Source organism: Arthrobacter sp. R1-13, assembly GCF_054161475.1.
In genome coordinates this window covers 2728689-2754531 of sequence record NZ_CP096420.1, presented here as the reverse complement: position 1 = coordinate 2754531, position 25843 = coordinate 2728689, and the positions used below count along the sequence as shown (strand labels likewise).

Genomic DNA, 25843 nt, shown 5'->3' with positions numbered 1-25843 from the left:
CGTAGATTGCTCGTCCAATTGCCGGACTTGAATTGGACGAAAAGCTAAAAGAACCTTTTTGTGAAAACCCCCAGACTCGCGCGCACACGGAGACGCTATGCCTCTTCGGGCTGGGAGCCAGGGGGTAGGGGGAGTCCTCCCCCAGGGGGCGCTGCTTTGATCGGCGGTCGATAGTCGCCTTCCCAATGACCTGAGCATTGGCTGGACGTCCGAAACGACCTGACGCCACGAGGCTCGTGGGACCGGTAGACGCTGGAAGTCTGGCAATCTTGAATCCATGACTCAAGAATCATGGCGTCCCTTTGGCTATAACGAAGAAAGTGACGTCAACTACGACATTCTGATTGATAACGTGCCGCATTGGATGGAGAAGTCCCTCTTTGCTTGGCTTGAGCATATGCTCTGCAATGTGCTCATGGATGAGCAACCGGGCATCGACGTTGTTCACAAGGTCGAGCGGGCGATGCGTGTTCAGATTTCCCTGATGCTTGACAAGTCAAAGCTCGGGCTTTCCAGGGCCGTGATCGAGAAGTTTCGCTACCAAGAACTCGTGCTGACGGACTACCTGTTGTCGACAGTTCCCATTCGCGAGCTCGGAGGAGTGGAAGAAGTAAAGTCGATTATCCAAAAAGGCGTCGGAGTGTTGGGACAACTTGAGGTTCTACTCAGGGAGGCCGGATCAAAGTGGCAGGTAGGCATCCGAACCGCTAACGCATTAGGGCTCGTGCAACGCGTTCCCGAGGGAGTCCAAAACGCTGTTGAGCAGACCATTCAGTCCAGCGGCCAAGCAGGGGCGAGGCTAGCAAGTGCTTGGGCCGCCGCTTTTGGGATTGCACCGAACCCGTCTCATGCATACTCCCTCGCCGTGAAGGCAGTTGAAGATGCGGCGGTGCCCGTTATCTGTCCCAAGGACTCGACCGCGACGTTGGGAAAGATCAACTCGCAGATGCGGAACACCGGCAATTGGAGTCTGCCACTGGCACGCGAGGACGAGCACGCCACGGCGAGTGCCACGATGCTGTCAATGATGAAGATGCTTTGGGCGGGCCAGGCGGACAGGCATGGAGGAAATCCTGACCCCTCGCTTGTAATCACTCAAGAGGCGGCAGAGGTCGCGGTTATGACGGCGGCAACCCTAGTCCAATGGTTCACATCTGGGGCCGTAGCACGTAGAGCCTAGTAGTTCTTCTCCCGATGACTCCCGGGATGCCCTTGCCGGTCGGCTGGAAGACGCCATATCGACGCCTTCCAGCCCACGGGTTAGCGCCGGGAGGCGAGGGCGATCGCCTGAGCCTCCTCTGATTTGGCGTCATCTTTTAGGTTCTCGGCGCGTTGTGTCAGGACAACTTTCCAGATTGATTCTGGGGTGGTGTCCGCGGCTTCGGCCTGCCGTTTGATTCGTTCCTGAGTCTGTTGGTCTAGATCCTGGTAGCGCTCAGGGAGTTGTGTTTCGCGCCTGATGTTCTTGACGATGCTTGCGACGAGGTCGTAATTGGTCATGGTGTTCCTTTGGGTCGGTGATGTAGCAAGAGCGGCCGGGATTGGCCCGACCGCTCTCGATTTGGTTAGCGTTTAGTGGCGGTGTAGATCTCGTCACCTTTGGGCGTGAATTCGTGAGGCACATCCTCGCCGTCCAACATCCTGGAGATGGAGAACGTGTCAAAGCCTTCAATGAACGACGTCATCGTGCGCTTCATTTGTGCGAGTGCGTTGGAAGGGTCCGTGATGTTGCCGTCGTATTCCCAAGATCGGCCTGGGGCTCCGGCCGCGTCATAAGCCTCTTCGCGGGCATCCATAGCCGCGTTGAGTTGGTCCCAAAGTGAGGCGATTTCACTGTTCTTCCTCAAGGCGAACTTTGCGATCAGACGTTTGCGTTCTTCCGGGTCGGCGATCTCTCCTTGCATCAGATCCAGGTAGTGCTTGCGGAGGGCGTCAATTCGACGCGCTTCTGCATTGACTGCCTTCTCGGCTTCCCTTTTGGCCGATTGTGCGGCCTCGAAGTCTGGCGTAGAGACCTCCGGGTGTTTGCCGTAGAAGGCGTCGCCCGATCCGGTGCGCTGCCAGTATCCGAGCTCTCCCGCTGCTCTGATGGCCGTTCGCTGGGCGGCGGTCAGTTCGGGCAGTCGCTTTGCCTTTTCCGATTCCCAGAGCGCTTTCGCTTCTGCGGCGCCGGGTGTGAGAGCAATGAGCCATTCAGGATAAATGCGGTTCCCGTTGGCGTCGGCTTTTCCAATGATTACAGCCATGTGCTGTTCCTTTCTTTTTGGGCCGCCGGATGGTGGCCGGGTTTGGTGGTCAGCGCCCCGAGTGGTGGGCGCGCTGGAGTTTGAGTGCGGCAACGTACTGTCGCCGCTTTAGCAGGGAGCGAACGCGGAGCAGGTACGGGACTGCCAGGACGCGGGAACGTGCCTGCCCTGTTCTGACCTCTCCAAATTCCGCCAGGAGGCGGTAAAACGTTGTTCGGCCGACTGCCAGGGCGCCCGGTTTGGTCGAGCGGAGTTTCTGCTCTGACTTCTGGCGAGCGTGTTGGAACGCCTGCCAGACGTCGGGGAGTGGGTGTGGCCCGTCTGGAAGGGCGCCGAGCCAGGCTTCGAGAACTTCCCGGGTTTCTGCTTCGTCGGTAGCCTTGCGGATTTGGCGGCGTGCTGCCTGTGTGTGGAGACGATCAGCCGAGGGACGCTTTAGTTGCACATCGACGTTTCGCCGCTCAAGTGACACTTGCTCCTGGTCTGTGAGATCCGGGAGCATTTCGCGGGCGTGGAGGGCGGCGGTACGGAGCCAGGATTCGGCGCCGCGTTGGCGGCCGTTCAGTGCCTGGACGGTTGCTCGTGCGCGACGAGCGCCGGAGTGGTCTGCGGCTGCGGCGGACGTGAGAATCTCCAGGACTCTCGGATGGATCTCCTCGCGGAAGTCTCGAACGCTGACGCGGGCGGGGGCATCGTCGCCGATACGGTAGACCAGCGTGAAGTCGTCCGACGCCGCGTAGAACTGGCGAAAACCCTCCCTCGCGAGATGATCGGTCAGGATACGGGCGACGGCGTGCGGGGCGATTACGTCGGTATCTCCTAGGACGTCGGCGGCGCGCCGGTGTAGAAGTGCGGCGAGTTGAACAGGGGTGAGCATGGCGGGGCGGTCCTTCGATTAACGGCGGTCCGAATTCAGAGGAGACGTTCCCGCCCCGTTGCGTGATCGGCGCGGGGCTCGGGACGGAAACGTTCCAGCGTCGCCCTCCGGGACCGCCAGGAAGCGGAGGGGACGCGGGCGCGCGCCAGTGCGGGCGTGCGGGATGAGGGGCCGGGTCGGCTTTGGCGTGGAGCGCCGGGAGCGGTCTGGAGGCAGTTTGGGTGAAGAGTTGCGAAGCGGTGGTCTGTTCCGTCACGTTCTTATTGCTGCTGAGAGAGAGAGTTGCTTAAGAAACAAATAGAACGTGATGGAACGCGTCACGGCGTCACAACTCTTCACCCTCCAGCAAGGTTTGCTCGTGGTGGGAAATGCTTTGGCAACAGGCGTGCCGCCACCTTCTCGGCGTGGGCTTGTCCGCACTGCGGGGGCACAGTGGGAGAGGGCCAGCGAACCCTTGCTTGCTCACATGGAGAGCAGACGATTCAGAAAACCTTCGCTGCTGAGCGCCAAGGCTAACTTGCTCGATCCAGCGGCTTCCCCTACTGCGACTCACAGTAGAAGGGGGCCAGCGACACATTGCGTGCTCACGTGGAGCAGGAGTTCATAAGGTCTCGGTACCGGTGTCCGCTAGCCATTCAAAACAGGTAAGGCCCCGCCGTATTGGCAGGGCCTTAGTTACTCAGGTTCATCGGCTGTCAGCAGTGCATCCCGAATGATTTCTTCGGCGGCCATAATGGCCGCTGACGCCGGATGGAGGTCCAGCGGGGCGCCCCTCGCGGTCCAGCGCGGGTGCTTGCGGACAGCGGCGAGGACTTCTTCCTCACTCATTTCTGGTCTCACATATCTCAGTCATCGAAGTGGGCCGGGTCGATAGCGTCAACGTTTAGGTTCGTGGCGAGCTTGTGCTCTATCCAGACCCTACGGATATCCCGCCCGGAGCGAACCTCAATGTGGAGGAGCGCACGAACGATCTCCCGTTGCCGATCGAGGTCCAGGGCATCGAAGCGATCGAGCACGGTCTGCTTCATCTCTTCGAACTCGCCCATAGTGGCCTCTGGCCTCACGAGAAGGTCTTGTGCGATCTCTAGCAGTGCCGAAGCTGCGCCTTTCTCAGTCCTTGCGCGTTCCAGTTCGGCCTCGATCGCCTCACGAGCGTCTCTGAGCTCGATCAGTCGTTCACGCGCTACTTTCGCAGGAACCAAGTCTTCGTCACGGTCGGCGATAGTAGCGGCAACGGCGGCGGCGTTCTTCTCATGGGCGGCGATCAAAGCTCCGATGTTGGCCCCGCTGCTAGGCGTTGGGAATAGATCAGGCCCACCGGCGATGAACGCCTTCGCGATCTCGTCCCGGACGCGAGGTTCCAAAATGTTCTTCAGGATAGAGACGTGACCGGGATGCGGCTTACAAATGTAGGACCGCATATAGGTCATGGCATGGCCGCACTCGCCACAGTGGGCGAGACCAGAGAGTAAATGTCGGGGCTTAGGGCCAGGGGAAGTGCGCCGGGATGGGTCGCTGAGGATAGCGGCTACTTCGGCGGCGAGCTCAGGTTCAACGATCGGTGCAATCAGGTCGGAGTCGATTACCTCGCCAAGGTGGCGCAGTTTTCCGGAATAGTGAGGGTTCTTGAGAATGTCGGCGAGGCGGCGCGCGCTCCATTCCCTTCCCGGTGCGGGGCTCACTCCTTCGGCCTTCAACCATCCGACGGCAGAGCGGAGAGAGCCGCCTTCCGCAACGTGTGTAAACAGGCGCCGAACCACGACAGCTTCAGAGTCTCGGGGAGTTGTGCCGTCCGTCTCATAGCCGTAGCGCCGACGTCCGGGAACAGGGCGTCCGCCCGCGGTGCGGGACTCATTGGCTCTCTTTTGGCGCTCACTCTTGCGGCGGACCTCGAAGCGGGCGATACCGGCCAGCATGGTTGCGCGAAACTCGCCGTCTGCGGTTGTGAGGTCGATCTCGCCATTCACGGTGAGCACTCGGGCGCCAGTGTCGGTAATCTCGATTAGGTCGCGGGTAGAGCGGAGGAGCCGGTCAAGGTCAACGGAAACGACGACGTCGGCGGCGCCGTTGTTCAGGTCGGAGAGCATCTTGTGCCACGCGGTGCCGGGGCCTCGACGCTTGGCAGCGCTCGTGTCGTTGTCCTCATAGATCGCGCCTACGGTCCATCCTCGTGCCTCGATCAAGGCGGCGCACCGCTTCTTCTGATTAGCTATGCCCTCGGCGACGTCTTCGGATTGGCGGGCGTAGATTGCGGCGGAAGTAGTCATACATCTATTCTACGTTTTCGGCAACGGAACCGGCTGATCGCCGCTTTGACCGCCGTCACTGTGGTGGTTGAAGCGAGGTGGCGCTCCGGAGCGCTTAATACAGCCCACCATGCCGAGAGCCTGGGGAGGGTCGTCGGAGCCGTTCCCGGCTCTGTGCACAGTGCAAACTCTGCTGGCTGCCATCGCCTCCTGAGGGAGGGTGGTGCTGTGTGCGTCACGGACGCCGGTGAAGTGGCAGAACTGGCAGGCCCCAGCGGAAGCTCTCTGCCGGAAGACAAGCGTGGCGCACCGGCGGACCATGACGGCCTGACGCTTGAAGACCTGATCCTTCTGGATGCGCTTCCGTTGCGCTCCACCAGTTCGGTGGAGAAACTTACCGCCGTCGCCGGTCTGGGCATCGAATCGGTCCGTGCCGGCTTGGGGCGGCTTGGTCTCCTTGGACTCGCCGTTTCTGAAGGTGGAGGCTGGAAGCGGTCAAAGAAATCGTGCTGATCCGGTTGATTGTTCCGGCCCGCAGCCGAGGGGAGGAGACATCCGTTTGCACGCCGCCATGTATCAGCAATTTTTGAAGTGATTTTGAGGCATACCCTTGTGCCCCCGGGACTCGCCGCCTGCGTCCTTGATCCGGGAGCAAATGGTGGGAAAGTGAAGACGTGAAGATCCAGAACCTGCCCTCCGCCCTGGCCGGTGCTGCCGACAGCTTCGGCAAGTACCTCGTGGGGGAGCGGTCACGGTCACCGCATACGGTCCGGGCTTATCTTTCGGACCTGGATAGCCTTCTTGTCCACGTTGTATCGGAAGGCATCAGCAGTCCGCAGGAAATAGAGCTTGGGACGCTGCGCCGTTGGCTGGGCGCCCAAAGCGAAGCCGGGATATCCCGGTCAACTCTCGCGCGGCGGGCCGCTACCGCGCGGGCTTTTACTGCCTGGGCACTGCGCGAGGAGTTGATCGCCGTCGATCCGGCTCTCAGACTCAAAGCGCCAAAGCGGGAAGGATCCCTCCCGGGCGTCCTCAACCAGCAACAGATCACCCGGATTCTCACGGATCTGGAAACCGCCGCAACGGCCGGCGCCCCAGTCCCCTTGAGGAACCGCGCAATGGTGGAACTGCTTTATGCAACAGGGGTGCGGGTGGGAGAACTTGCCGGCATGGACATCGACGATCTCGATCCGGACAGGAGGACACTGCGCGTCCTGGGCAAAGGCAATAAAGAGCGCACGGTTCCCTACGGACTGCCGGCGGCTGTCGCAGTGGATGATTGGCTCCGTCGCGGGAGGCCAAGGCTGGCTACCGAAGTCAGCGGCCCGGCGCTCTTCCTGGGCCTGCGGGGAAAACGGGTTGATCAGCGCCAGGTGCGGTCGGTCGTTGAGGGCCTGTTGGAGACGCTGGGCGATACTTCGGCAACCGGGCCCCATGCCTTGCGTCACTCTGCCGCCACCCATTTACTCGACGGCGGCGCTGACCTGCGGGCCGTCCAGGAAATCCTCGGCCACAGCAGCCTTGCCACCACCCAGATCTATACCCACGTCTCAGTGGACCGCTTGCGGAAGAGCTACCTTCAGGCGCATCCCCGCGCCTGATTTCTTCGAATTGCACTGGCGTAATTAGGCGTGGTACGGCACAATAAGACTCACGTCGGCAACTCTCAACTGATGCTTGAAGCTAACAATCGGGCATCTATTGAAGCCGGCGTTGTCCTGAAAATTTCATAAGTCTGGCAAGGATCACCCGCACTACGCGGTAACCGGGCAGCGGACACACATCCAGGCAGAGGTCGTTGGGGAAGACGTACCTACAGCTATGGAGGATGGAATGTCTGTTGCAATAACCCGCGGTGTGTTGTTCATTCACTCGGCCCCGACTGCCCTGTGCCCACACGTTGAGTGGGCTATCGGGTCAGTAGTGGACAAGCGAACGGACTTGGAGTGGACTGCTCAGCCTGCTGCGCCTGGAATGTTCCGGGCGGAGTTGTCGTGGACGGGCAACCAGGGAACTGGGGCCCAGCTGGCTTCTGCCCTGCGCGGATGGGCCCATCTGCGCTATGAAGTCACGGAAGAGCCCAGCCCCGGTGTCGACGGCGGTCGCTGGTCGCACACACCGGAGCTCGGCATCTTCCACGCTATGACGGACGTTCACGGAAACATCATGGTGTCTGAAGACCGCATCCGTTACGCCTACGAATCAGGCGCCGGCGATCCTTCCGCCGTCTACCACGAGCTGTCATTGGCACTTGGCGAGGCCTGGGATGAGGAACTGGAACCCTTCAGGCATGCCGCGGAAGGTGCACCCGTCCGCTGGCTGCATCAGGTCGGCTAAAACGCTGTCTGGTCTGTCCACCGGGACGGACGTGCCGAAAGCCGACCGAAGTCAGCATCAATGCACACGCCTCCACTGATTGACCTTCCATAGCAAAGAAGTGGCCCCCGCCGGAGTGAACTTGCTCCGCGGGGGCCACTTCTGCGTTGGCCGTGGATCGGTACTGGACGCTCCGGTACTAGACGCTGCGGACTGCGATGACCGCGTTGTGGCCGCCGAAACCGAACGAGTTACTCAATGCGACGATGTTCCCGGAAGGGAGATCGCGGGCGGTGGTTACGACGTCGAGCGGGATTTCAGGATCCTGGTTTTCAAGGTTGATCGTCACCGGCGCCTTCCGGTCATAGACAGCGAGTACTGTCAGCACCGCTTCAACCGCTCCTGAGGCGCCCAGGAGGTGCCCCATCTGGGACTTGGTGGCAGAGACCGCCACGTTCTCCACCTGGGCACCCAGGGCGGCCTTGAGAGCGGTGTACTCGGGCTTGTCGCCTACGGGAGTGGAGGTGGCGTGCGCATTCACGTGGACAACGTCCTCCGCCTGCACCCGGCCGTCAAACATCGCGGCTTTCAAGGCACGGGTTGCGCCAAGGCCTTCCGGGTCCGGGGCAGTGATGTGGTACGCGTCAGCTGTTACCGACGTGCCAGCGAGCTCTGCATAAATGCGTGCCCCGCGGGCAAGCGCGTGTTCTTCGGCTTCGAGGACAATGGCGCCGGCGCCCTCACCCATCACAAAGCCGTCCCGGTCCTTGTCGTATGGCCGGGAAGCACCCTCAGGGTTTTCATTGCGCCGGGACAGTGCCTGCATGGAGGAGAAGGCTGCGATCGGCATCGGGTGGATGGCAGCTTCCGCACCGCCGCAGACGACGACGTCTGCCTTGCCGGAACGGATCAGTTCAAGGCCAAGGTGCAAGGCTTCCGTTCCGGAAGCGCATGCTGAGACAGGAGTGTGGGCGCCTGCACGGGCACCGAGGTCAAGGCTGACTGCTGCGGCCACTCCGTTGGGCATCAGCATCGGAACTGTCATGGGAAGAACGCGGCGGGGACCTTTTTCGCGCAGCGTGTCCCAGGCGTCGAGCAGGGTCCAGACTCCGCCAATACCGGTAGCAAAGGCAACGGCGAGCCGGTCATGGTCAACTTCGGTGATCCCGGAGTCGCCCCAGGCCTCGCGGGCAGCGATAACGCCGAACTGCGTGGACGGGTCCATCCGCTTGGCTTCAACCCGGGCGAGAACGTCCAGGGCCGGGGTGGAGGCCCGGGCGGCAAAGTGAACGGGGAGCTCAAACTTGGCCACCCAGTCATCTTCGAGGGTGCGGGCTCCGGAGACGCCCTTCAGCGCATTCGTCCACATCGTGGGTACGTCGCCGCCGATGGGCGTGGTGGCACCCAGACCGGTAATGACTACTTTGCGTGTCATGGGATCACTCTCTGTCGGTGCTTGCCGCGCCCTCCGCTGGCGGCCGGGAGGCTGCGCGGGGGCGTGCGTAAGGATCTATCGAAAACTTGGAATTTCTTTGGGCTGCCGGTCCCGGTGGCGGAAATCGCCGGACCGGGACCAGCGGCCCCTCAGGCTTGGAGCCCGAAACCCGGACTAGGCCTGGGCGTTGGAGATGAAGCTGACGGCGTCGCCAACGGTCTTGAGGTTCTTGACCTCTTCGTCCGGGATGCGCACGCCGAACTTCTCTTCGGCGTTGACCACGATGGTCATCATGGAGATGGAGTCGATGTCCAGGTCCTCGGTGAAGGACTTGTCCAGCTCTACTGCCTCAGTAGCCAGGCCGGTTTCTTCGTTGACGATTTCAGCCAGGCCGGCCAGGATCTCTTCGTTGCTAGCCATTGATGGCTCCTTTTCTTGTGTTGCCGGCAGTTACCGGAAATGGTGCAAACCGCGGATACGGCTTGGTGTGGAAAAATGCGTGCTTCTCAGAACGTATTCAGTTATCGGATCGCTGACCGGAGGACCGGTGCTTAGGGGAGCACGACCACCTGGGCGCCAAAGACAAGGCCTGCGCCGAAGCCGATCTGCAGGGCAAGCCCGCCGCTCAGGGCAGGGTTTTCCTTGAGCAGCCTGTGGGTGGCCAGGGGGATGGATGCGGCGGAGGTGTTTCCTGCATCGGCGATGTCCCGGGCGACGGTGACCGACTCCGGGAGTTTGAGCTTCTTCACCATCTCATCGATGATCCGCATGTTCGCCTGATGGGGTACGAAGGCCACAAGGTCATCTGCCGTGACGCCTGCGGCATCGAGTGCTTGCTGGGCTACCTTGGCCATCTCCCATACAGCCCACCGGAAGACTGTCTGGCCGTCCTGGCGGAGAGTGGGCCAGATGGCTGCTTCCGTTACAGCCGCCTCGGCGGTGCTCACGGCCGTGAGCGTGGCGTTTCCATGGGTGGCATTCCCTTGGGAGCTGACCGCTGCAGACAGTCCCTGCGGGTCGAGTGCCTGGTCCCGGGCTTCATTGAGGGAATGCGTCATACCGATGGCGTCCCACTTGCTGCCGTCCGAACCCCAGACCGACGGGCCGATGCCGGGGGTGTCCGAAGGGCCGATGACAACGGCGCCGGCGCCGTCACCGAGCAGGAACGAAATGGTGCGCTCCGTGTTGTCGATGACGTCCGAGAGTTTCTCCGCACCGACCACCAGCACGTAGTCTGCGGCTCCGGACCTGACAAGGGCATCACCTTGGGCAATGCCGTAGCAGTAGCCGGCACAGGCTGCGGATATGTCGAATGCCGGAGCGGGCGTCGCTCCGATCCGATCCGCAAGGCTCGCTGCCGCGGAAGGCGTCGCGTAGGGGTGGGTCACTGTGGAGACGATCACAGCGCCCAACTGGGAGGCATCAATGCCGGCCTTCTGGAGAGCCTCGCGGGCCGCGCCCTCCGCCATGTCAATTACGCTGACGTCAGCGGCCGCACGGTGCCGGGTGACGATGCCCGTGCGCTGCCGGATCCATTCGTCTGACGAGTCGATCCACTGGCAGACGTCGTCGTTAGTGACAATGACATCCGGGCGGTAGGCCCCGAGGCCAAGGATCCTGGTGTTCGGGTTTACGGGTGCCTGTTTGAGAACGGGAACGCTCATGACTGGCCATCCAGTTCTGCGAAGAGGGCAAGGGCTGCGGAAAGGTCTTCGGGGGTCTTGACGGCGACTGTCTTGACGCCCGGCATTCCTCGCTTGGCGAGACCGGCAAGGGTCCCGGCGGGGGCAAGTTCGATGACTCCGGTGACGCCCCTCTGGACGAGGGATTCCATGCACAGGTCCCAGCGCACCGGTCGGGATACCTGGGCGATGAGGCTCTCCACTGCCGCGGAGCCTTCTGTTACTGCCTGGCCGTCAAAGTTGGAGAGGAGCGGCACTTGGGGGTTCTGCGGGGACAGAGTGGGCTTCAAGGCCTCCAGCGCGCTCACAGCGGGTGACATGTGCGAGGTGTGGAAGGCTCCGGCCACCTTCAACGGGATGACCCGCGCCTTCGCCGGTGGGTTGTCAGCGAGAAACTTCAGCTGATCGAAGGTGCCCGCTGCGACAGTCTGGCCGGCTCCGTTGACGTTGGCAGGCGTTGCCCCCGAGGCTTCGATGGCAGCGAGGACCTCCGCGGGATCGCCGCCCACAACAGCACTCATTCCGGTGGGGGTCACGGCCGCAGCCGAAGCCATGCTGTTGGCACGCTCGCGGACGAAGGTCATAGCCTCAGCCTCAGTGACGACACCGGCAAGGGCGGAAGCGGTGATCTCTCCCACGGAGTGGCCGGCCAGGACCACCGGAAGGGTGCTGAGTTCGACGTCGAACAGCGACTTTGCTGCCACCAGGCCGGCGGCCACAATCAAAGGCTGCGCGACAGCAGTATCTTTGATTGTCTCTTCGTCAGAAGTGGTTCCATGCGCGGTGAGGTCTAGGCCTGCGATTTCACTCAGGGCGGCCAGATGGCCTGCTACGGAAGGCAGCTCTAGCCAAGGGGCCAGAAAACCAGGGGTCTGGGAGCCCTGTCCAGGGCAGACGATTGCAAGCACGTATCCAGCTTTCCAAATTACCGAGCGATTCAGCGGTGCATTGATGCACCAAGCTCCATGGGTCAGTTTGTAGGAAGTCTACAACGGTTCAGTTGTTGTTTCGGGACGGCTGGCGTTCCGTGGCAGCCTTAGGAGGGGCGGACAAACGGCCTACAACCAGCGCGGCCTGGAGAACAAAAGCCTCCCGGGGGAGGAGCGGATCCCATCCCGTGACGTCACATACCCGCTTCAGGCGGTAACGCACGGTGTTGGCATGAACGAAGAGTTCCCGGGCTGTTGCCTCCAACGAATGCCCTAGTTCAAGGTACGTTCCCAGCGTCTCCACCAGGCCGTTGGAAGCGGCCACAAGGGGTCTGTAGATGTTTTTCACGAGGCACCTGCGCGCCGCATCGTCGCCGGAAATGACCCGTTCGGGCAGCAAATCATCGGCGGCGACGGGCCGGGGGGCTGACGGCCAGGCTCGCGCAGCGGTCAATCCGGCAAAGGCGGACTGGGCAGAGCCGCTCGCTTCCAGCAGCGACCCGGCTTCCGGCCCGTAGACCACCGGACCCGGCGCGAACAGCTCGCTGAGCTTCTGGTAAGCGGACTCCCTGTCCTGCAAACCGCCCAGGATCAGGATCAGGCGGTCTCCCTGGATCCCTACGAGGGCGTCCTCGGCAAAGCGGCCGGCGGTCCGGCGCAATTCACTCACATAGCTTGCGCTGGGCTCGGACGGCGAGTTTCCGACCATTACCGTGAACCGTTCCTGGGCTTTCCAGCCCAAGGCGGCGATCCTGGACCTCAATGCGTCCGTGTTTTCCCCACGAAGGATGGCATCAACAATCAGTGCTTCGAGCCGCGTGTCCCAGGAACCCCGGGATTCCGCGGCGCGGGCGTACACGTCGGCGGCTGCAAAGGCCACCTCACGGGAATAACGCAGCACAGCTTCGCGCAATGAAGGCTGATCCGCCTCCGGGGCGATCACCGGCACCTGGTCCTCGACTACCTCCACCACGATACGAATCAGCTGGAGGGCTTTTTGCAGGCTGATGGAGCGGGTGAGTTCTGTGGGCGCCGTCCCGAAGACATCAGAAAGAATCCACGACGGCGAACTCGGCCTTTCATACCAGGTCACGAACGCTGCGATACCGTTCTGGGCGACCATGCCGAGGGCAGACCGCTCATCTGAGCTGAGCCTGCTATACCAGGGAAGCGATTTTTCCAGTTGTCGCAAAGTGGTGGTGGACAGCTGGCCCACGCTTGCCCGCAGCTTCTTAAGCGTTTCGGTCTTTTCGGGGCTAAGGGCCCGTGACGCAGGTTTGCGCTTTGGGGGAGTTGGGTTTGGCTCTGCCATGCAATGAGCATACGGTGCGCGCCGGACAAGCTCCATTTGTGCAAAGGCTACAAACCGCCTTTGGGCCCAAGAACGACGACGGCGGTCCCCACCGAAAGGTGGGAACCGCCGTCGCCATGGCAATGCTCAATGCAGGCGCTGTCCGGGGCTAGGAGTCTCCTCCAGCGTTCCCGGTGCTGCCGGCATTGACGTTGTGCAGGCGGTACTTCTCAATTGCCTGAGCGGGTGCTCCGGCATCCACTTCTCCGCGGCGGGCCAGCATCTCAAGGGAGCGGACAACCACTGAATGAGTGTCGTTCTTGAAGAAGCGGCGTGCAGCGGCACGGGTGTCCGAGAAACCGAACCCGTCAGCCCCGAGGGAGGCGAACTCGTTCGGCAGGAACTGGCGGATCTGGTCCGGCACGGCTTTCATGTAGTCGGTAACGGCAACAATCGGTCCGGTGGCTCCGGCCAGCTGCTGGGCCACGAAAGGTGTCCTCGCGGGCTGGCCCGGGTTCAGGAACGCCTCTTCTTCGGCAGCCAGGCCGTCGCGGCGGAGTTCGTTCCAGGACGTTACAGACCAGACGTCGGCGGAAACGCCCCAGTCCTCGGCAAGGATCCGCTGGGCGTCCAAGGCCCAGGGAACCGACACGCCCGAGGCCAGGATCTGGGTCCGGGGACCGTCGATCTTGGCTGGTGCCAGCAGGTAGATGCCCTTGAGGAGTCCTTCGACGTCCAGTTCTTCGGGTTCAGCAGGCTGCAGGATGGGCTCGTTGTAGACCGTGAGGTAGTACATGAGGTTCCGGTCGCCGCTGTTCTCGCCGTACATCCGCTCGAGGCCGTCACGGACGATGTGGCCCATTTCGTAACCGTAAGCGGGGTCGTAGGTGACCACGGCGGGGTTCGTGGAGGCAAGAAGCGGGGAGTGTCCGTCAGCGTGCTGGAGGCCTTCACCGGTAAGGGTGGTGCGGCCAGCCGTGGCGCCGATGATGAAACCACGCGTCATCTGGTCAGCTGCTGCCCAGAAAGCATCGCCTGTCCGTTGGAAACCGAACATTGAGTAGAACACATATACCGGTATCAGCGGCTGGCCGTGGGTGGCGTACGCGGTTCCGGCTGCCGTGAACGCCGCCACTGCTCCGGCTTCGTTAATGCCCGGGTGGATCAGCTGCCCGGCGGGAGACTCCTTGTAAGCCAGGACGAGGTCCCGGTCCACGGAAAGGTAGTTCTGGCCCTTGGGGTTGTAGATCTTAGCCGTCGGGAAGAAGGCGTCCATGCCGAACGTACGCGCCTCATCGGGGATAATCGGCACGATCCTCTGGCCGAATTCCTTATCCCTCATGAGGTCCTTGAGCAGCCGGACGAACGCCATGGTGGTGGCCGCCATTTGCTTGCCCGAACCGCGTTTGGCCACTTCGTAGGCCTTGGTGTCCGGAAGTGTGACGTCCACGTGCTCGGACCGCCGCTCGGGAACAGATCCGCCCAAGGCAGCCCGTCGCTCCATCATGTATTTGATTTCGGGGGCTTCAGTTCCGGGGTGGAAATACGGCGGCTGGTACGGGTCGCCTTCAAGCTGGTCATCCGAGATGGGGATCCGCAGGTGGTCGCGGAAGGCCTTGAGGTCATCCAGGGTGAGTTTCTTCATCTGGTGAGTCGCGTTGCGGCCTTCGAAGTGCGGTCCAAGACCATACCCCTTAACCGTCTTGGCCAGGATGACGGTTGGCTTGCCCTTGAATTCAGTGGCGGCCTTGTACGCGGCGTAGACCTTGCGGTAGTCGTGCCCGCCGCGCTTGAGGTTCCAGATGTCGTCGTCGCTCAGGTCCGCGACCAAATCCTTGGTCTGCGGAGTCTTGCCGAAGAAGTGCTCGCGCACGAATCCGCCGGATTCGGCCTTGTACGTCTGGTAGTCGCCGTCCGCGGTTTCGTTCATGATCTTCACGAGCGACCCGTCCGAGTCGCGCGTCAGCAGGTCATCCCACTCGCGGCCCCAGACCACCTTGATGACGTTCCAGCCCGCGCCACGGAAGAACGCTTCGAGTTCCTGCATGATCTTGCCGTTGCCGCGGACCGGCCCGTCAAGGCGCTGCAGGTTGCAGTTAATGACGAAGTTCAGGTTGTCCAGGTTCTCGTTCGCTGCGAGCTGGAGCAGGCCGCGGGACTCGGGCTCGTCCATTTCGCCGTCGCCCAGGAATGCCCAGACCTGCTGGTCTGAGGTGTCCTTGAAGCCGCGGTTGTGCAGGTACCGGTTGGACTGGGCCTGGTAAATCGCATTCATGGGGCCAATGCCCATGGACACAGTGGGGAATTCCCAGAAGTCCGGCATGAGCCGGGGGTGGGGATAGGAGGAGAGGGCATGTCCCTCACGGGACTTTTCCTGCCTGAACCCATCGAGATCCTTCTCGCTGAGCCGGCCCTCCATAAAGGCGCGTGCATACATTCCGGGGGACGCGTGTCCCTGGAAAAACACCTGGTCCCCGCCGCCGGGATGGTCCTTGCCGCGGAAGAAGTGGTTGAACCCCACCTCATACAGGGTCGCAGCGCCCGCGTAGGTGGAGATGTGCCCGCCAACACCGATATTGGGGCGCTGGGAACGGTGCACCATCACTGCTGCATTCCAGCGCATGTACGCCCGGTAGCGGCGCTCATACTCCTCGTTCCCCGGGAATTCTGCTTCCTGGTCCACCGGGATGGTGTTCACATAGTCCGTGGTGGTAACCATCGGCACCCCGACGCTCTGAGCGCCGGCACGCTGCAACAGACTGCGCATGATGTACTGGGCACGCTCGGTGCCCTGTTCCCTGATCAGCGAGTCGAGGGACTCCATCCATTCGGCGGTCTCATCCGGATCACGATCAGGCAGCTGGTTAGTCAACCCGCTGAGGATATGGGAGGTATCTTCTCCTGCAGCCACGTCCAACCTCTCTTTGCGCGCATTCAGCGGCGCCCTCAGGTCCGGCAGGGTAACTGCCTGGCGTGAACGCGACGTGTGCGACGTATCGGTAACATCAGCCCGGTCATGTGCGCCGGGCAGGGGTCCTATCACGTCTATGACCACACATAAAGCCAGAGCGGTTGCCCCGCAGGCATAGACGTCATCAGCAACTCTAACTCCGACCGCGATGCGATGCGTAGCCGCGTGCTTTACACCCCTGTCGTATTTCGCCGTCATACTGGTTGTGTGACAATCCGTCGGGTAGCCTCAGCGGATCCGGCGTGCCCTTTGACGCAGAAATTGCGGGGCCACGGGGTCAACAGCTTGATGCACAGGCACAAAGGGTGTTGGCTTGTACCAATGGAGGTCATCTGACTTTTATGCAATCAAGAGTATTGGAGGAACACGTGAGCGAGGCCGACGCCGCCACTTCGGTAAATGTGGCGGAAAAATTGGGTTTCAAAAACGGGGATCTGATTCAGGAGTTCGGCTACGACGACGACGTCGACTTCGACTTGCGTGACGATATTGAAGACCTCACGGGCTCGGAACTCCTCGATGAAGATGACCATGACGTCGTTGATGCCGCCATTCTTTGGTGGAGGGCCGACGACGGCGACCTCGTGGACACTCTCGTCGAACCCCTCACCACCCTCTCCGAGGGCGGTGCCATCTGGGTTCTGACACCGAAATCCGGCCGGCCCGGCTACGTGTCTCCTGCAGACATCCAGGATGCTGCCCCCACCGCCGGCCTTCACGTCACTACGTCAGCCGGCGTGTCCAAGGACTGGAGCGCCACCCGGTTGGTGACCAGGAAGAATAAGTGACCCTGCCCGTTCAGGCCACAGCGGAACATACGCTTGTTCCAACCGTCGGCCAACCGGCTCCCGATTTCGAACTGGTCAATCAGTTCGGTGAGCCTGTCCGGCTCTCTGCATTGCGTGGCCAAAACGTGGTTGTGCTTTTTTACCCGTTTGCGTTTTCCGGGATCTGTACGCAAGAGCTGTGTGAGATCCGGGACAACTTCGCTGTGTTTGACGAGGCGAACGCAACCGTGCTGGCAGTATCCGTTGACAGTAAGTTCACGCTTCGCGCCTACGCAGAGGCGGAAGCCTATGGCTTCAGCCTCCTGGCGGACTTCTGGCCCCACGGAGCGGTGGCACAGCAGTACGGCGTGTTTGACGCCGTCACGGGGATGGCCTTGCGGGGCACTTTCATCATCGACGCGCACGGCGTGATCCAATACGTCGTCGTCAATCCCCGGGGACAAGCCCGGGACCTGGCCGACTATCGTGAGGCCTTGGCTGGACTGGCCAGGTAGCTGGATTCGATGAGGCAGCGGCGGCCGGGGATTGGGATGACTGGATTTGCAATCCTGCCCTCGGTTCCTGCCGCAGGCCCCGCCCCCGATCAGCTGGAAATACTCCAGGCCATAGCTGATCTCCTTGCCGGCACCAGGTTTGCAATGCTCACCGGAGCCGGATTGAGTACAGATTCGGGAATTCCCGATTACCGCGGCCCTGGTTCGCCTCCCCGTGAACCCATGACTTACCAGGAGTTCGTGGGGGAGCACCACAACCGTCAGCGCTATTGGGCACGCAACCACATCGGCTGGTCCCACCTCAAGCGTGCGGATCCCAACCCTGGACACCTGGCCGTCACCGTTCTTGAACAGCGTGGGCTCTTGACCGGCCTCATTACACAGAACGTGGACCGCCTGCATGAAGACGCCGGGAGCGTCAACGTGGTTGACCTGCACGGCCGCTTTGACCAGGTCGTCTGCCTGTCGTGCTCCCGCCGCTACAGCCGGAAACTTGTGGCGGGCGTGCTTGAAGAACTCAATCCACGATTCCTTGAGGAAGCCCTTGCAGCTGGAGTGGTCGAAATAGCGCCTGACGCTGACGCTGAAGTGGATGACCTCCGGCTGATCGAGAGTTTTGTGATCGGGCAATTGCCCTGCCTGCGGTGGACTGCTGAAGCCCGATTTCGTCTATTTTGGCGAGAATGTTCCGAAGGAAAGAGTGGAACAGGCTTATGCCATGGTGGACGAAGGCGAAGCGCTTGTGGTGGCAGGATCCTCGCTGACCGTTATGAGCGGCTTGCGGTTCGTGCGCCATGCAGCGAAGCAGGGAAAACCGGTAGTCATCATCAACCGGGGTGAAACCCGCGGGGACAACCTGGCGACCATAAAACTCGAAGCCGGCGTAAGTGAGTCACTGACGTGGCTGGCGGCCAATCTTTCTCCGCTGTAGGGACCGGAGGCTACAGGACGACGAAGGCGATTGGCTTTCTCCGCCCAGGTTCAGGTAGAGTCTATGTTCGTTGGTTGGACGCACCGCAGTGTTCAAACCATACGATGGGTCTTTAGCTCAGCTGGTAGAGCGCCACGTTTACACCGTGGATGTCATCGGTTCGATCCCGGTAGGACCCACTACAATAAACCCCGTCATTTTGGCTTATTCGGCCAGAGTGGCGGGGTTTCTCGCGTATCGGTGATTGTCGTACCCTCGCTATAGCTTCGGCAGATGGAACACGTAGTAGTACGCCTGACCCCCAATGGTCATCCCGCGGCTGTAGTCAGAAGTGGCCGCGAGTGGACCGTGGCCCCCGACTGCGTCCGGTGGTTTGAGCGGACAAAGTGGTGGGAAGCCGAGCGGAGAATGCCAAAGGGGCTGAGCCGGGTAGATGTCGAGGTATGGCAGATCCAGGCGAGGCTGGGCCAGAATTGTTCGTCTCCATTGACCACCATGGAGCTGATTCGCGACGGATTGGGCGGAGGCTGGCGGGTTCGCTCGGCGGTGGCCGCCTAAGGAGGGGCAGTCGTCGCCGGTAGGGCGGTCATCGCCCAAAAATTAGCGCTAACCCCAAGAATTGGATAAGCCCTCCACCGCGGCTATTGGGGGATGCCGCGGTGGAAGGCTTGAAATGAATATACCGCGAAGCGTTGGAAAAGCGAAACAGCTCGTAACTTTTAGGGAAACTTCAGGGCAACATCTGTCTCATGTACCCATCCGGGGTGAGTGGTCGCCGAAGTGGGCCACCCATTGAGCCCTCCCATAAGCCCCAGAGCAGGGTTGCCCAACTCGCATTACCACTAGGATGTTTAGTGTTCAGCTGAATGAACAGAGGGCTGACACTGCGGCATCGAGCTAAGGAGAATCATGGTGGATTCCCGAACGTCCCGTTCGTCTGAGGGAGCAGGAAGCGCGTCTCCCGCGCCGGCTGTAACGCGGGCGTCGGCCGTCCTGGACGCCCTGGCGGCGTCGGCCACTGGGCGCCTGACGTTAAGTGATCTAGCCCGCGAGCTGGGCATCCCGAAATCATCAACTTCTAATCTCCTGCTTGCTCTGGAGGAGGCACGCCTCGTCAACAGGCAGGGTCAGGATTTTGCCTTAGGGCGCAAGCTCGTGGAGCTGGGCGCAGCCTACCTGAGCCGGCTGGATGAAGTGCAGGAGTTCTACCGCTACTGCGAACAGGCTCCCACCCTGTCCGGTGAGACTGTTCGGATCGCAATGCTTGAGGGAATGAACGTCATTTACCTTGCACGCTACGAAGGCCACCCTGCCGTTCGCTTGACGTCGAACATCGGCGACAAGATGCCGGTATCCCTCTGTGCGGTGGGGAAAGTCCTTATTGCCCGCCTCCACGATCACGACCTCGCAGAGAAGTTCCCGGACGACTTGCAGTTGCCTGTAATGACCCCCAAGTCGCTCCGCACCGGAGCGGAGCTGAAGGCCCAGATCCGGCAAATCCGTGAACAGGGCTATGCCTTCGAGGACGAGGAGTCAACAACCGGGGTGGTCTGCCTTGCTGTGGCTGTGCCCACGCGGGGAGCCCATGGGCCCAGTCTTGGACTTTCAGTAACGGCACTCAAAGCCACCTATTCGCCGGAACAGGGCGCCCAAATGGTAAAGGAGTTGCAGGAGCTGGCCCATTCCCTGGGTAATCCCATGGGGTAGGGGCGAATTGGATGGGCCCTCGCAGCTGATTCAGCCTGCAAGAGGCATATGCATCCCTTCCTATGACACATCGAAAATACTCCTTGGCCAAGCGTTCACTATGTTGTACTGTGTTCATCATAGTGATCAGCACCACGGTGCTGGGCTATCCCGCCAGACCAACGGGGGTCTGGAGTGTTCTTAAGGGAGTGCTTGTGACAACTCGTACTGAATTACCGCTGGCTGATGCGGACGGCGCCGTCGTCGAACCGGAACAGCTGCGAAGGGCAACTCTTGCCAGCTCCGTGGGCTCCGCGCTTGAGTACTACGACTTCTATATCTATGGCTTGGCCTCTGCCCTGATTTTTGGGCCCTTGTTTTTCAAGCCTCTTGGAGCTGAGGGTGCGCTGATTGCATCCTTCGCTACCTACGGTGTTGGCTTTGCGGCCCGCCCCTTCGGTGGGGTCATCTTCGGCTACATCGGGGACCGCTTCGGCCGAAAGATGGTGCTGATCCTGACCATCGGCCTTATGGGAGCCGCCAGCTTCGCGATCGGGCTCCTGCCTACCTTTGAACAGGCGGGCATGCTGGGTGCGGTTCTCCTTGTAACCCTGCGGATCCTCCAGGGACTTGGTGCGGGCGCAGAACAAGCCGGAGCCACAACGCTCATCTCGGAAGTTGCCCCGAGGCGGCGGCGTGGTTTCTTCGCCTCCCTTCCCTTCGTCGGCATTCAGCTCGGGACACTGCTGGGCGCCGGTACGTTTGCCCTCATCGCAATGGCAGACAAGGCCGTTCTTGAAGGCTGGCTATGGCGCGTTCCGTTCCTGGCCAGCATCCTGTTGATTGCTGTTGCTATCTTCATCCGGTTGCGGCTGAAGGAAACACCGGTCTTCCAGGAGCTGGAGAAGCACAAGAATGTTGTCAAAAACCCGGTGGGAGAGCTCTGGAAGCACTCAAAAAAGAATGTGCTGATCGGCATCGGGCTGCGGATGGGTGAGAACGGAAACTCCTCGATCTACTCCGCGCTGCTGGTTGCCTTCCTCGCTGCTCCGGCCGGAGTGTTCCCGGGAGACAAGTTCATTGGTCCAGTCGGCCTCCTCATTGCCGCAGGGTTCGCCGCCGTTATGGTGGTTACGTTCGGTGCCCTGTCCGACCGGTTCGGACGAGTCCCGGTCTACCGCTACGGTGCCCTTTTCCAGGCTCTCATTGCCTTCCCGGCCTTCTACCTGGTCACCCTTGGCAACGTAACGCTCGTCTGGGTCGTCATGGTGGTGGGCATCGCACTGGGAGTGCAGTCTATGCTTGGCCCGCAGTGCCCGCTCCTGCCGGAACTGTTCGGATCCCAGTACCGTTTCACGGGCGTTGCCATGAGCCGTGAGCTTTCCGCAGTGCTGGCCGGCGGTCTAGTTCCCCTGGTGGGCGCCGCCCTGCTTGCGGCGACCGGATACTCGTGGCTCGTTCTGGCTGTCTACTCGGGAGTGCTGGCGCTGATCTCCTTTGCCACTACCTTCTTCACTCCGGAAACCAGAGGCCGGGACCTCCTGCTCGTCGAGGACGCCAGCTAGTCCTCGTACTGCACGATTCCTCGTTGTCTGGAGCAAAGGACGGCCCTCCTCAGAGGGCCGTCTTTTGCATGTTCTCTTCCTGCACGTCGACTCTAACCTCAAAAGTACGAACGAGAGATTCAGCCTTTCCGGTACACGGAGACGTGGCTGCGGGCTTCCGCAGTGAATTCGCTGCGGTCCCAGTCCGCCCATCTTGATTCGAGCTCAAATCCGGCCAGCCGCCCCATAAGATCGAGCTCGCTGGGCCAGACGTACCGGTGTGGTGTCCGTCCGATCTTTGCATCGCGCCCTTCCGACAGTTCGGGGCCGAATTGCACGTGGTGGGAGACGACGTGCTGGTGTAACACGTCATAGGTATCGACCAGCAGGTATCCGGGCTGACTTACCTCGACTGTCGCGCCGTGTCCGGGCGGCAGCGAACGCAGTTGCGGCACCCAGAGCTCAATAACGAAGCGTCCGCCTGGTGCCAGATGACGGGCGGCGTTCTGGAAACACCGGACCTGTTCGTCCTGTGTGAGGAGGTTGGAGATGGTGTTGAACACCAGAAAAGCCAGCGAAAAGTCCTCGCCCGCCGATGCCTCAGTCATGTCGCCCTGAACGACGGGAATGCGGTCTTCGCCGACCTTTTCACGTAGTCGGGAGATCATCGCATGAGACAGTTCGATGCCGCTGACCTGGACTCCAGCTTCTGCCAAGGGAATGGCGACACGCCCCGTACCGATGGCGAACTCGACGGCCGGACCCGGACCTGCGAACTTCGACAGGACTTCTATCGTGGGCCCAAGAACTTCGGGGGAGAACATTCCCTCCCCCGGGGTGTCGTACTCTTTCGCGACATGATGGTCCCAAAGCTGTTGCTGATTAACCATCCCGCCACTATTGCACACAGCCGAGCCGGAACCGGGCCGGCAAACCATCTGGAAACGGGCAACTTGCGATTCCTGGTTACACATTCCCGGTTGCCGGACATTAACCGGGCATGAGCTTACAAACGCATCTGGGGGATCGCGTGGACCTGGAAAGACAAAAGCGGTTTACGGCGGCTCACGCAGCCTGCCACGACCGCATCTACCGATACTTCCGCCGGCGAACTGAAAACCCTTCTACTGCCGAGGACCTTTGCGCGGAAGTATTTCGGATCGTGTGGGAGAAATCCAGGCACGTGGACGAACTGTCCGTCATGGTCCTCTTCGGGGTGGCACACAACGTTCTGCGGAATTGAACGCGAGGTCTTATTGCTGACGTACTGGGATGGCTTCAGTTCCGGCGAGGTATCAAATCTCCTGAATACCAGCGCTACAGCCATAAGGATGGGGCTTCACCGTGCCCGCAAGGCGCTCGGTCAGCTGCTTCAGACCGAACGAGATTCAGAGGAGTTCCAACGATGAAGGACCTTTCCGCCGACGACATGGCCGGAGGGTTCCTGGCAGTTGCCGCCGTAGCGGCAGCAGTCTTTACTGCAAGCTACGTCCAGCCCCCGCCCGTCGCGGCACCAGCGGCCACGATGGAGGCTCCTCCGAATCCCGCTCCATCTGCTGCCGCCCCTGATCCCGGTCAAAACCCTCCCGCCGGACCATTCCACGACTTATTCGCCGAAGCAGACGAAGTGCTCGTCCTGGAGGCATTGCCCACCTCCCGGAACTTAGGTGACCGGATCGGGGTCGAACCGGTGGATGTACGGCAGGTGTTGAAAGGTTCGCGTAGCCTGGGGACCACCTCCGTGGATATTGCCGCAGTGGAAGACAGGACCGCCAGCGGTACCCTGCTTTGGCAGCACAGCCAGAAAGAAGCGCCCATGACGTATCTCGGGTTCTTTGCCCTTGGCGCCGACGGTGAGATGCATTTGATGGAGAGAGCACACGCGCTTCTGCAGATCCGGAACATCAGGACGTCCACCACGACGGCCCCCTTCACTGACGAACCGGTGGACATCGGTGATGACCTCCGATCGCGCATAGACGTGGCGCCGAAGGGGGACGTGCCTGTGGCCACTTACACGGACAGCCTGTCGCCTGAGACCGCCACCGATGTCATCTGGGGCACCGCAGGGGAAGGTGGAGAGAGCGGGCCTGGTACGCGGCCATGTTTCCGCCGCTGAGGCATGCTTCACCTTCGAAAACAGCACAGAGAAGGTCTACCTGCGCTGGCCGCGGGGATTCACGGCAGCCGTCAGACCAATGTCAGCGGATGCGGAAGGAAACGTTCGCTATCGTGGAGCATTTGAGGTCGACAAAGCAGTCACTCTCAATGAATGGGGATTCATCTCCATGACAGACGGTGACCCGGGGCCGCTGGTCAAGGGACGGTTGAGTCTCGAAACTGCCTCTTGCGCCGGCGAGACCCTCCCGGTTTTCGACGTTATGCCGCCAGGGATAGGGTTCAGCCCCTTCCAGAAGGGCCGCGGAGTGGTGCCGGCGACGCCCTCATTTTCGGGGGATTTGCCTTTGAGGCTTAGTAGAAGTGCACGGTATCAACCAGGTGCGGGAGTTCCCCGCCGTCGAGGTAGGTGCGCAGGTTGCTGCAGAAGCGTTCGGCGATGAGCCGGTTCTCAGCGGCGCTCAGTGCAGACGTGTGGGGTGAAACCATAACTTTCGGGTGGTTCCACAGCGGACTCTCCTCTGGGAGAGGCTCGACGGCGAAGACGTCCAGGCAAGCATAGGAGACCTGGCCGTTGTTCAGGGCTTCAAGCAGGGCGTCCTCGTCCACCACGGTCCCGCGTCCCACGTTGATGAAGACCGTACCGGGCTTCATGGCCGAGAAGATCTCCCGGTTAAAGAGCTTTTCTGTGTAGGGAGTGCCCGGCAGAGTGTTGACGACGGCGTCTGCCGAAGCCACAAGCCTGGCCAGGCCGCTGTTGTCTGCTACTTCATCAATTCCGTCGATCGGTGCCACCGAGCGCTTGGTGCCACTGACCTTCATGCCCAAGGCCCGGGCGATCCTGGCCGTCTCAAGGCCGATCTCACCCAGTCCTGCCACCACCAGCCGGGAGCCGTTGACCAAGCGGGTGGGAATCCGGAGTTCAGGCCACGCTTTGGCAGCCTGGTCCTGCGCCAGTTCAGCGCTGCGCTTGAATCCGTTGAGGATGCCGAGGGCAGTGAATTCCGCAAGGGGGAGGGCGTGCACGCCGGCAGAGGTGGTGACCTGGAACTTCTGGAGTGTCTGACTGTCCAGTCCCGAGGCCTTGACTGCACCTCCTGCTCCCGCAGCCATGGCATGGATCCATTGCAGATGGGGGTTGCTGCCGGCGATTCTGGCCAGGCCTCCGGGGCTTTCGTTGGGAAAGCCGTACAGGACCTGGGCCTTATTGAGCATCGCCCAATAGCGTTCTTCCTGCTCCGGGCTTCGCTGAAAATCCGGATCGCCTGAATGGTCCGCCGGGAAACGTTCCGGGGGAAGAAGGTCGGGTTCGTACAGCACAGTCACAGTGGGATCCACGGCACGGATCCGCTCCACATGCTCAGCTTCGAGCGGGACGGCGATCGCGACGATGGTTTCAGGAGGCGTCATGTGTTCATCATACTGAATTCAGTCAAGAATACTGAACACTGGACCAAAGGATGTCCCCAGCTTACGGCCTCATCTGCGAGGCTCCAGAAACACCCGTGGCTGATCCCGCCAATTGGGCTCCAGCTCTGCCAGGGAATGCCGCATGATCTTGTCCGCAGCTTCCCGTGCCGCGGCAGAATCTGCAGCCGCGATCGCCTCCGCCACCTCCCTGTGCCATCCCAAGGCAGCTTCACTCGGGTGATCGGGCATCAACCCAAGGACAGTCCGGCCAGTCAGCGTCTCGGCCACCTGCCCCACAAGATTTGCGAACATCTCATTGCCCGAACCCGTCAGCAGCAAAGAATGAAACCGGATGTCCAGGTTCAGGAACTGGGGGAGGTCGCCTGCCTCGCCTGCGGCTCTCATGGCGTCGGACACCTCAAGGAGCTCCCTACGAAGGGCCTCCGGCGCGTTGAGAGCCGCAAGCTCTGCAGCTATTGGTTCAACCGCCGAGCGGAGCTCCGCAAGTGAGCGGAGCTGAGCTCCGCGCGCGTCCCCGGCCAGGCGCCACCGGATCACGAGCGGATCAAACGGGTTCCAGTGATCGGCGGGAAGGACCCGGATGCCAACTCTCTTAATTGTTTCGACCAAGCCGAGGGACTGCAGGACCCGGACGGCCTCGCGGACCACTGAGCGCGATACTTTGAGTTCATCCTCCAGCTGCTCAGCCAGGACGACATGGCCTGCGGGAAGGCTTCCTCCGACGATGCTGGTCCCCAAATGTTCAATGGCACGATGGTGGAGGCTGGTTGACATAGTGGTAAGCATAATCGTGCCCGTGTTGTTTCCTTCAGCTGGTTGCCGGCAGTTCGGGAGACGCACCCGGGCAGGCCTTGGGCC

Annotated in this window: 25 protein-coding genes, 1 tRNA gene and 2 pseudogenes; 14 read left to right on the top strand and 14 right to left on the bottom strand. The window is 61.3% G+C overall.

From position 1 onward, the window contains the following. The first annotated feature begins 277 nt into the window (after nt 1–277). Nucleotides 278–1180, top strand: a complete 903-nt coding sequence (locus tag M1D88_RS12705; RefSeq protein ID WP_458111193.1) for a hypothetical protein — start codon at nt 278–280, stop codon at nt 1178–1180. Nucleotides 1181–1260: 80 nt separating this feature from the next. Here the strand turns inward: M1D88_RS12705 and M1D88_RS12700 are convergent, their stop codons facing one another. From M1D88_RS12700 to M1D88_RS12680, 5 genes are all read right to left on the bottom strand, one after another. Next, nucleotides 1261–1500: a hypothetical protein gene (locus M1D88_RS12700; protein WP_458111192.1), complete on the bottom strand. Its 240-nt coding sequence runs from the start codon at nt 1498–1500 to the stop codon at nt 1261–1263. A gap of 65 nt (nt 1501–1565) precedes the next feature. Further along, the gene (locus M1D88_RS12695) at nt 1566–2246 is read right to left on the bottom strand and encodes a hypothetical protein (RefSeq protein WP_458111191.1); all 681 of its coding nucleotides are present in this window, start codon (nt 2244–2246) and stop codon (nt 1566–1568) included. A gap of 49 nt (nt 2247–2295) precedes the next feature. Continuing rightward, on the bottom strand, nt 2296–3123 hold the full coding sequence (locus M1D88_RS12690) for a hypothetical protein (protein ID WP_458111190.1): 828 nt from the start codon (nt 3121–3123) through the stop codon (nt 2296–2298). Nucleotides 3124–3798: 675 nt separating this feature from the next. After that, a complete protein-coding gene (locus tag M1D88_RS12685; protein ID WP_458111189.1) occupies nt 3799–3951 on the bottom strand; it encodes a hypothetical protein in 153 nt (50 codons plus the stop codon). Nucleotides 3952–3968: 17 nt separating this feature from the next. Beyond that, the gene (locus M1D88_RS12680) at nt 3969–5390 is read right to left on the bottom strand and encodes a recombinase family protein (protein ID WP_458111188.1); all 1422 of its coding nucleotides are present in this window, start codon (nt 5388–5390) and stop codon (nt 3969–3971) included. 12 nt (nt 5391–5402) lie between these two features. On the opposite strand from M1D88_RS12680, the pseudogene M1D88_RS12675 reads away from it, so the two are divergent. From M1D88_RS12675 to M1D88_RS12665, 3 genes and pseudogenes are all read left to right on the top strand, one after another. Then, nucleotides 5403–5882: pseudogene (locus tag M1D88_RS12675) on the top strand (DNA-processing protein DprA); the annotation flags it as partial. A 161-nt stretch (nt 5883–6043) separates the two neighbouring features. Further along, nucleotides 6044–6970 carry a tyrosine recombinase XerC gene (locus M1D88_RS12670; protein ID WP_458111187.1) on the top strand — a complete coding sequence of 309 codons (927 nt, stop codon included), beginning with the start codon at nt 6044–6046 and terminating at the stop codon, nt 6968–6970. A gap of 232 nt (nt 6971–7202) precedes the next feature. Next, nucleotides 7203–7706 (top strand): DUF3145 domain-containing protein, encoded by a 504-nt coding sequence (locus tag M1D88_RS12665; RefSeq protein WP_458111186.1) that lies wholly within the window; start codon nt 7203–7205, stop codon nt 7704–7706. A gap of 178 nt (nt 7707–7884) precedes the next feature. Here M1D88_RS12665 and M1D88_RS12660 read toward each other — a convergent pair whose 3' ends face one another. The 6 genes from M1D88_RS12660 to aceE form a co-directional block, all read right to left on the bottom strand. Then, the gene (locus M1D88_RS12660) at nt 7885–9120 is read right to left on the bottom strand and encodes a beta-ketoacyl-[acyl-carrier-protein] synthase family protein (protein ID WP_458111185.1); all 1236 of its coding nucleotides are present in this window, start codon (nt 9118–9120) and stop codon (nt 7885–7887) included. Between the two features lie 174 nt (nt 9121–9294). Continuing rightward, nucleotides 9295–9540, bottom strand: a complete 246-nt coding sequence (locus tag M1D88_RS12655) for an acyl carrier protein (protein WP_214840220.1) — start codon at nt 9538–9540, stop codon at nt 9295–9297. Nucleotides 9541–9671: 131 nt separating this feature from the next. Further along, nucleotides 9672–10784 carry a beta-ketoacyl-ACP synthase III gene (locus M1D88_RS12650; protein WP_458111184.1) on the bottom strand — a complete coding sequence of 371 codons (1113 nt, stop codon included), beginning with the start codon at nt 10782–10784 and terminating at the stop codon, nt 9672–9674. Further along, nucleotides 10781–11710 (bottom strand): ACP S-malonyltransferase, encoded by a 930-nt coding sequence (locus tag M1D88_RS12645; protein WP_458111183.1) that lies wholly within the window; start codon nt 11708–11710, stop codon nt 10781–10783. Before M1D88_RS12645 ends, M1D88_RS12650 begins: the two co-directional genes overlap by 4 nt. A gap of 88 nt (nt 11711–11798) precedes the next feature. Next, a complete protein-coding gene (locus tag M1D88_RS12640; protein WP_458111182.1) occupies nt 11799–13043 on the bottom strand; it encodes a PucR family transcriptional regulator in 1245 nt (414 codons plus the stop codon). A gap of 148 nt (nt 13044–13191) precedes the next feature. Continuing rightward, complete coding sequence (aceE, locus tag M1D88_RS12635) at nt 13192–15933, bottom strand: pyruvate dehydrogenase (acetyl-transferring), homodimeric type (RefSeq protein ID WP_458114517.1); 2742 nt, start codon at nt 15931–15933, stop codon at nt 13192–13194. Between the two features lie 428 nt (nt 15934–16361). Between aceE and M1D88_RS12630 the strand changes: the two genes are divergently transcribed. The 7 genes and pseudogenes from M1D88_RS12630 (at nt 16362) to M1D88_RS12600 (ending at nt 21457) form a co-directional block, all read left to right on the top strand. Next, entirely contained in the window at nt 16362–16781 is a 420-nt protein-coding gene (locus M1D88_RS12630; RefSeq protein ID WP_309105427.1) for a DUF3052 domain-containing protein, read from the top strand. 2 nt (nt 16782–16783) lie between these two features. Continuing rightward, a complete protein-coding gene (locus M1D88_RS12625; protein ID WP_458114516.1) occupies nt 16784–17275 on the top strand; it encodes a peroxiredoxin in 492 nt (163 codons plus the stop codon). Nucleotides 17276–17284: 9 nt separating this feature from the next. Continuing rightward, nucleotides 17285–18206 (top strand): annotated as a pseudogene (locus tag M1D88_RS12620) (NAD-dependent protein deacetylase). A 106-nt stretch (nt 18207–18312) separates the two neighbouring features. Beyond that, a tRNA-Val gene (locus tag M1D88_RS12615) sits at nt 18313–18385 on the top strand. A gap of 94 nt (nt 18386–18479) precedes the next feature. Beyond that, nucleotides 18480–18764 (top strand): hypothetical protein, encoded by a 285-nt coding sequence (locus M1D88_RS12610; protein ID WP_458111181.1) that lies wholly within the window; start codon nt 18480–18482, stop codon nt 18762–18764. A gap of 351 nt (nt 18765–19115) precedes the next feature. Next, the gene (locus M1D88_RS12605; RefSeq protein ID WP_458111180.1) at nt 19116–19913 is read left to right on the top strand and encodes an IclR family transcriptional regulator; all 798 of its coding nucleotides are present in this window, start codon (nt 19116–19118) and stop codon (nt 19911–19913) included. 194 nt (nt 19914–20107) lie between these two features. Beyond that, nucleotides 20108–21457: an MFS transporter gene (locus M1D88_RS12600; RefSeq protein WP_458111179.1), complete on the top strand. Its 1350-nt coding sequence runs from the start codon at nt 20108–20110 to the stop codon at nt 21455–21457. A 119-nt stretch (nt 21458–21576) separates the two neighbouring features. Here M1D88_RS12600 and M1D88_RS12595 read toward each other — a convergent pair whose 3' ends face one another. Beyond that, entirely contained in the window at nt 21577–22326 is a 750-nt protein-coding gene (locus M1D88_RS12595) for a class I SAM-dependent DNA methyltransferase (protein WP_458111178.1), read from the bottom strand. Nucleotides 22327–22436: 110 nt separating this feature from the next. Between M1D88_RS12595 and M1D88_RS12590 the strand changes: the two genes are divergently transcribed. The 3 genes from M1D88_RS12590 to M1D88_RS12580 are packed head-to-tail and all read left to right on the top strand — an operon-like array spanning nt 22437 to nt 23555. Continuing rightward, nucleotides 22437–22679 carry an RNA polymerase sigma factor gene (locus M1D88_RS12590; protein ID WP_458111177.1) on the top strand — a complete coding sequence of 81 codons (243 nt, stop codon included), beginning with the start codon at nt 22437–22439 and terminating at the stop codon, nt 22677–22679. A gap of 13 nt (nt 22680–22692) precedes the next feature. Continuing rightward, a complete protein-coding gene (locus M1D88_RS12585) occupies nt 22693–22845 on the top strand; it encodes a sigma factor-like helix-turn-helix DNA-binding protein (protein ID WP_458111176.1) in 153 nt (50 codons plus the stop codon). Then, entirely contained in the window at nt 22842–23555 is a 714-nt protein-coding gene (locus M1D88_RS12580; protein WP_458111175.1) for a hypothetical protein, read from the top strand. The genes M1D88_RS12585 and M1D88_RS12580 overlap by 4 nt, the downstream gene beginning before the upstream one ends. 353 nt (nt 23556–23908) lie before the next feature. Here the strand turns inward: M1D88_RS12580 and M1D88_RS12575 are convergent, their stop codons facing one another. After that, a complete protein-coding gene (locus M1D88_RS12575) occupies nt 23909–24964 on the bottom strand; it encodes a D-2-hydroxyacid dehydrogenase (protein ID WP_458111174.1) in 1056 nt (351 codons plus the stop codon). A 69-nt stretch (nt 24965–25033) separates the two neighbouring features. Beyond that, a complete protein-coding gene (locus M1D88_RS12570) occupies nt 25034–25759 on the bottom strand; it encodes a FadR/GntR family transcriptional regulator (RefSeq protein WP_458111173.1) in 726 nt (241 codons plus the stop codon). Between the last annotated feature and the right edge of the window lie 84 nt (nt 25760–25843).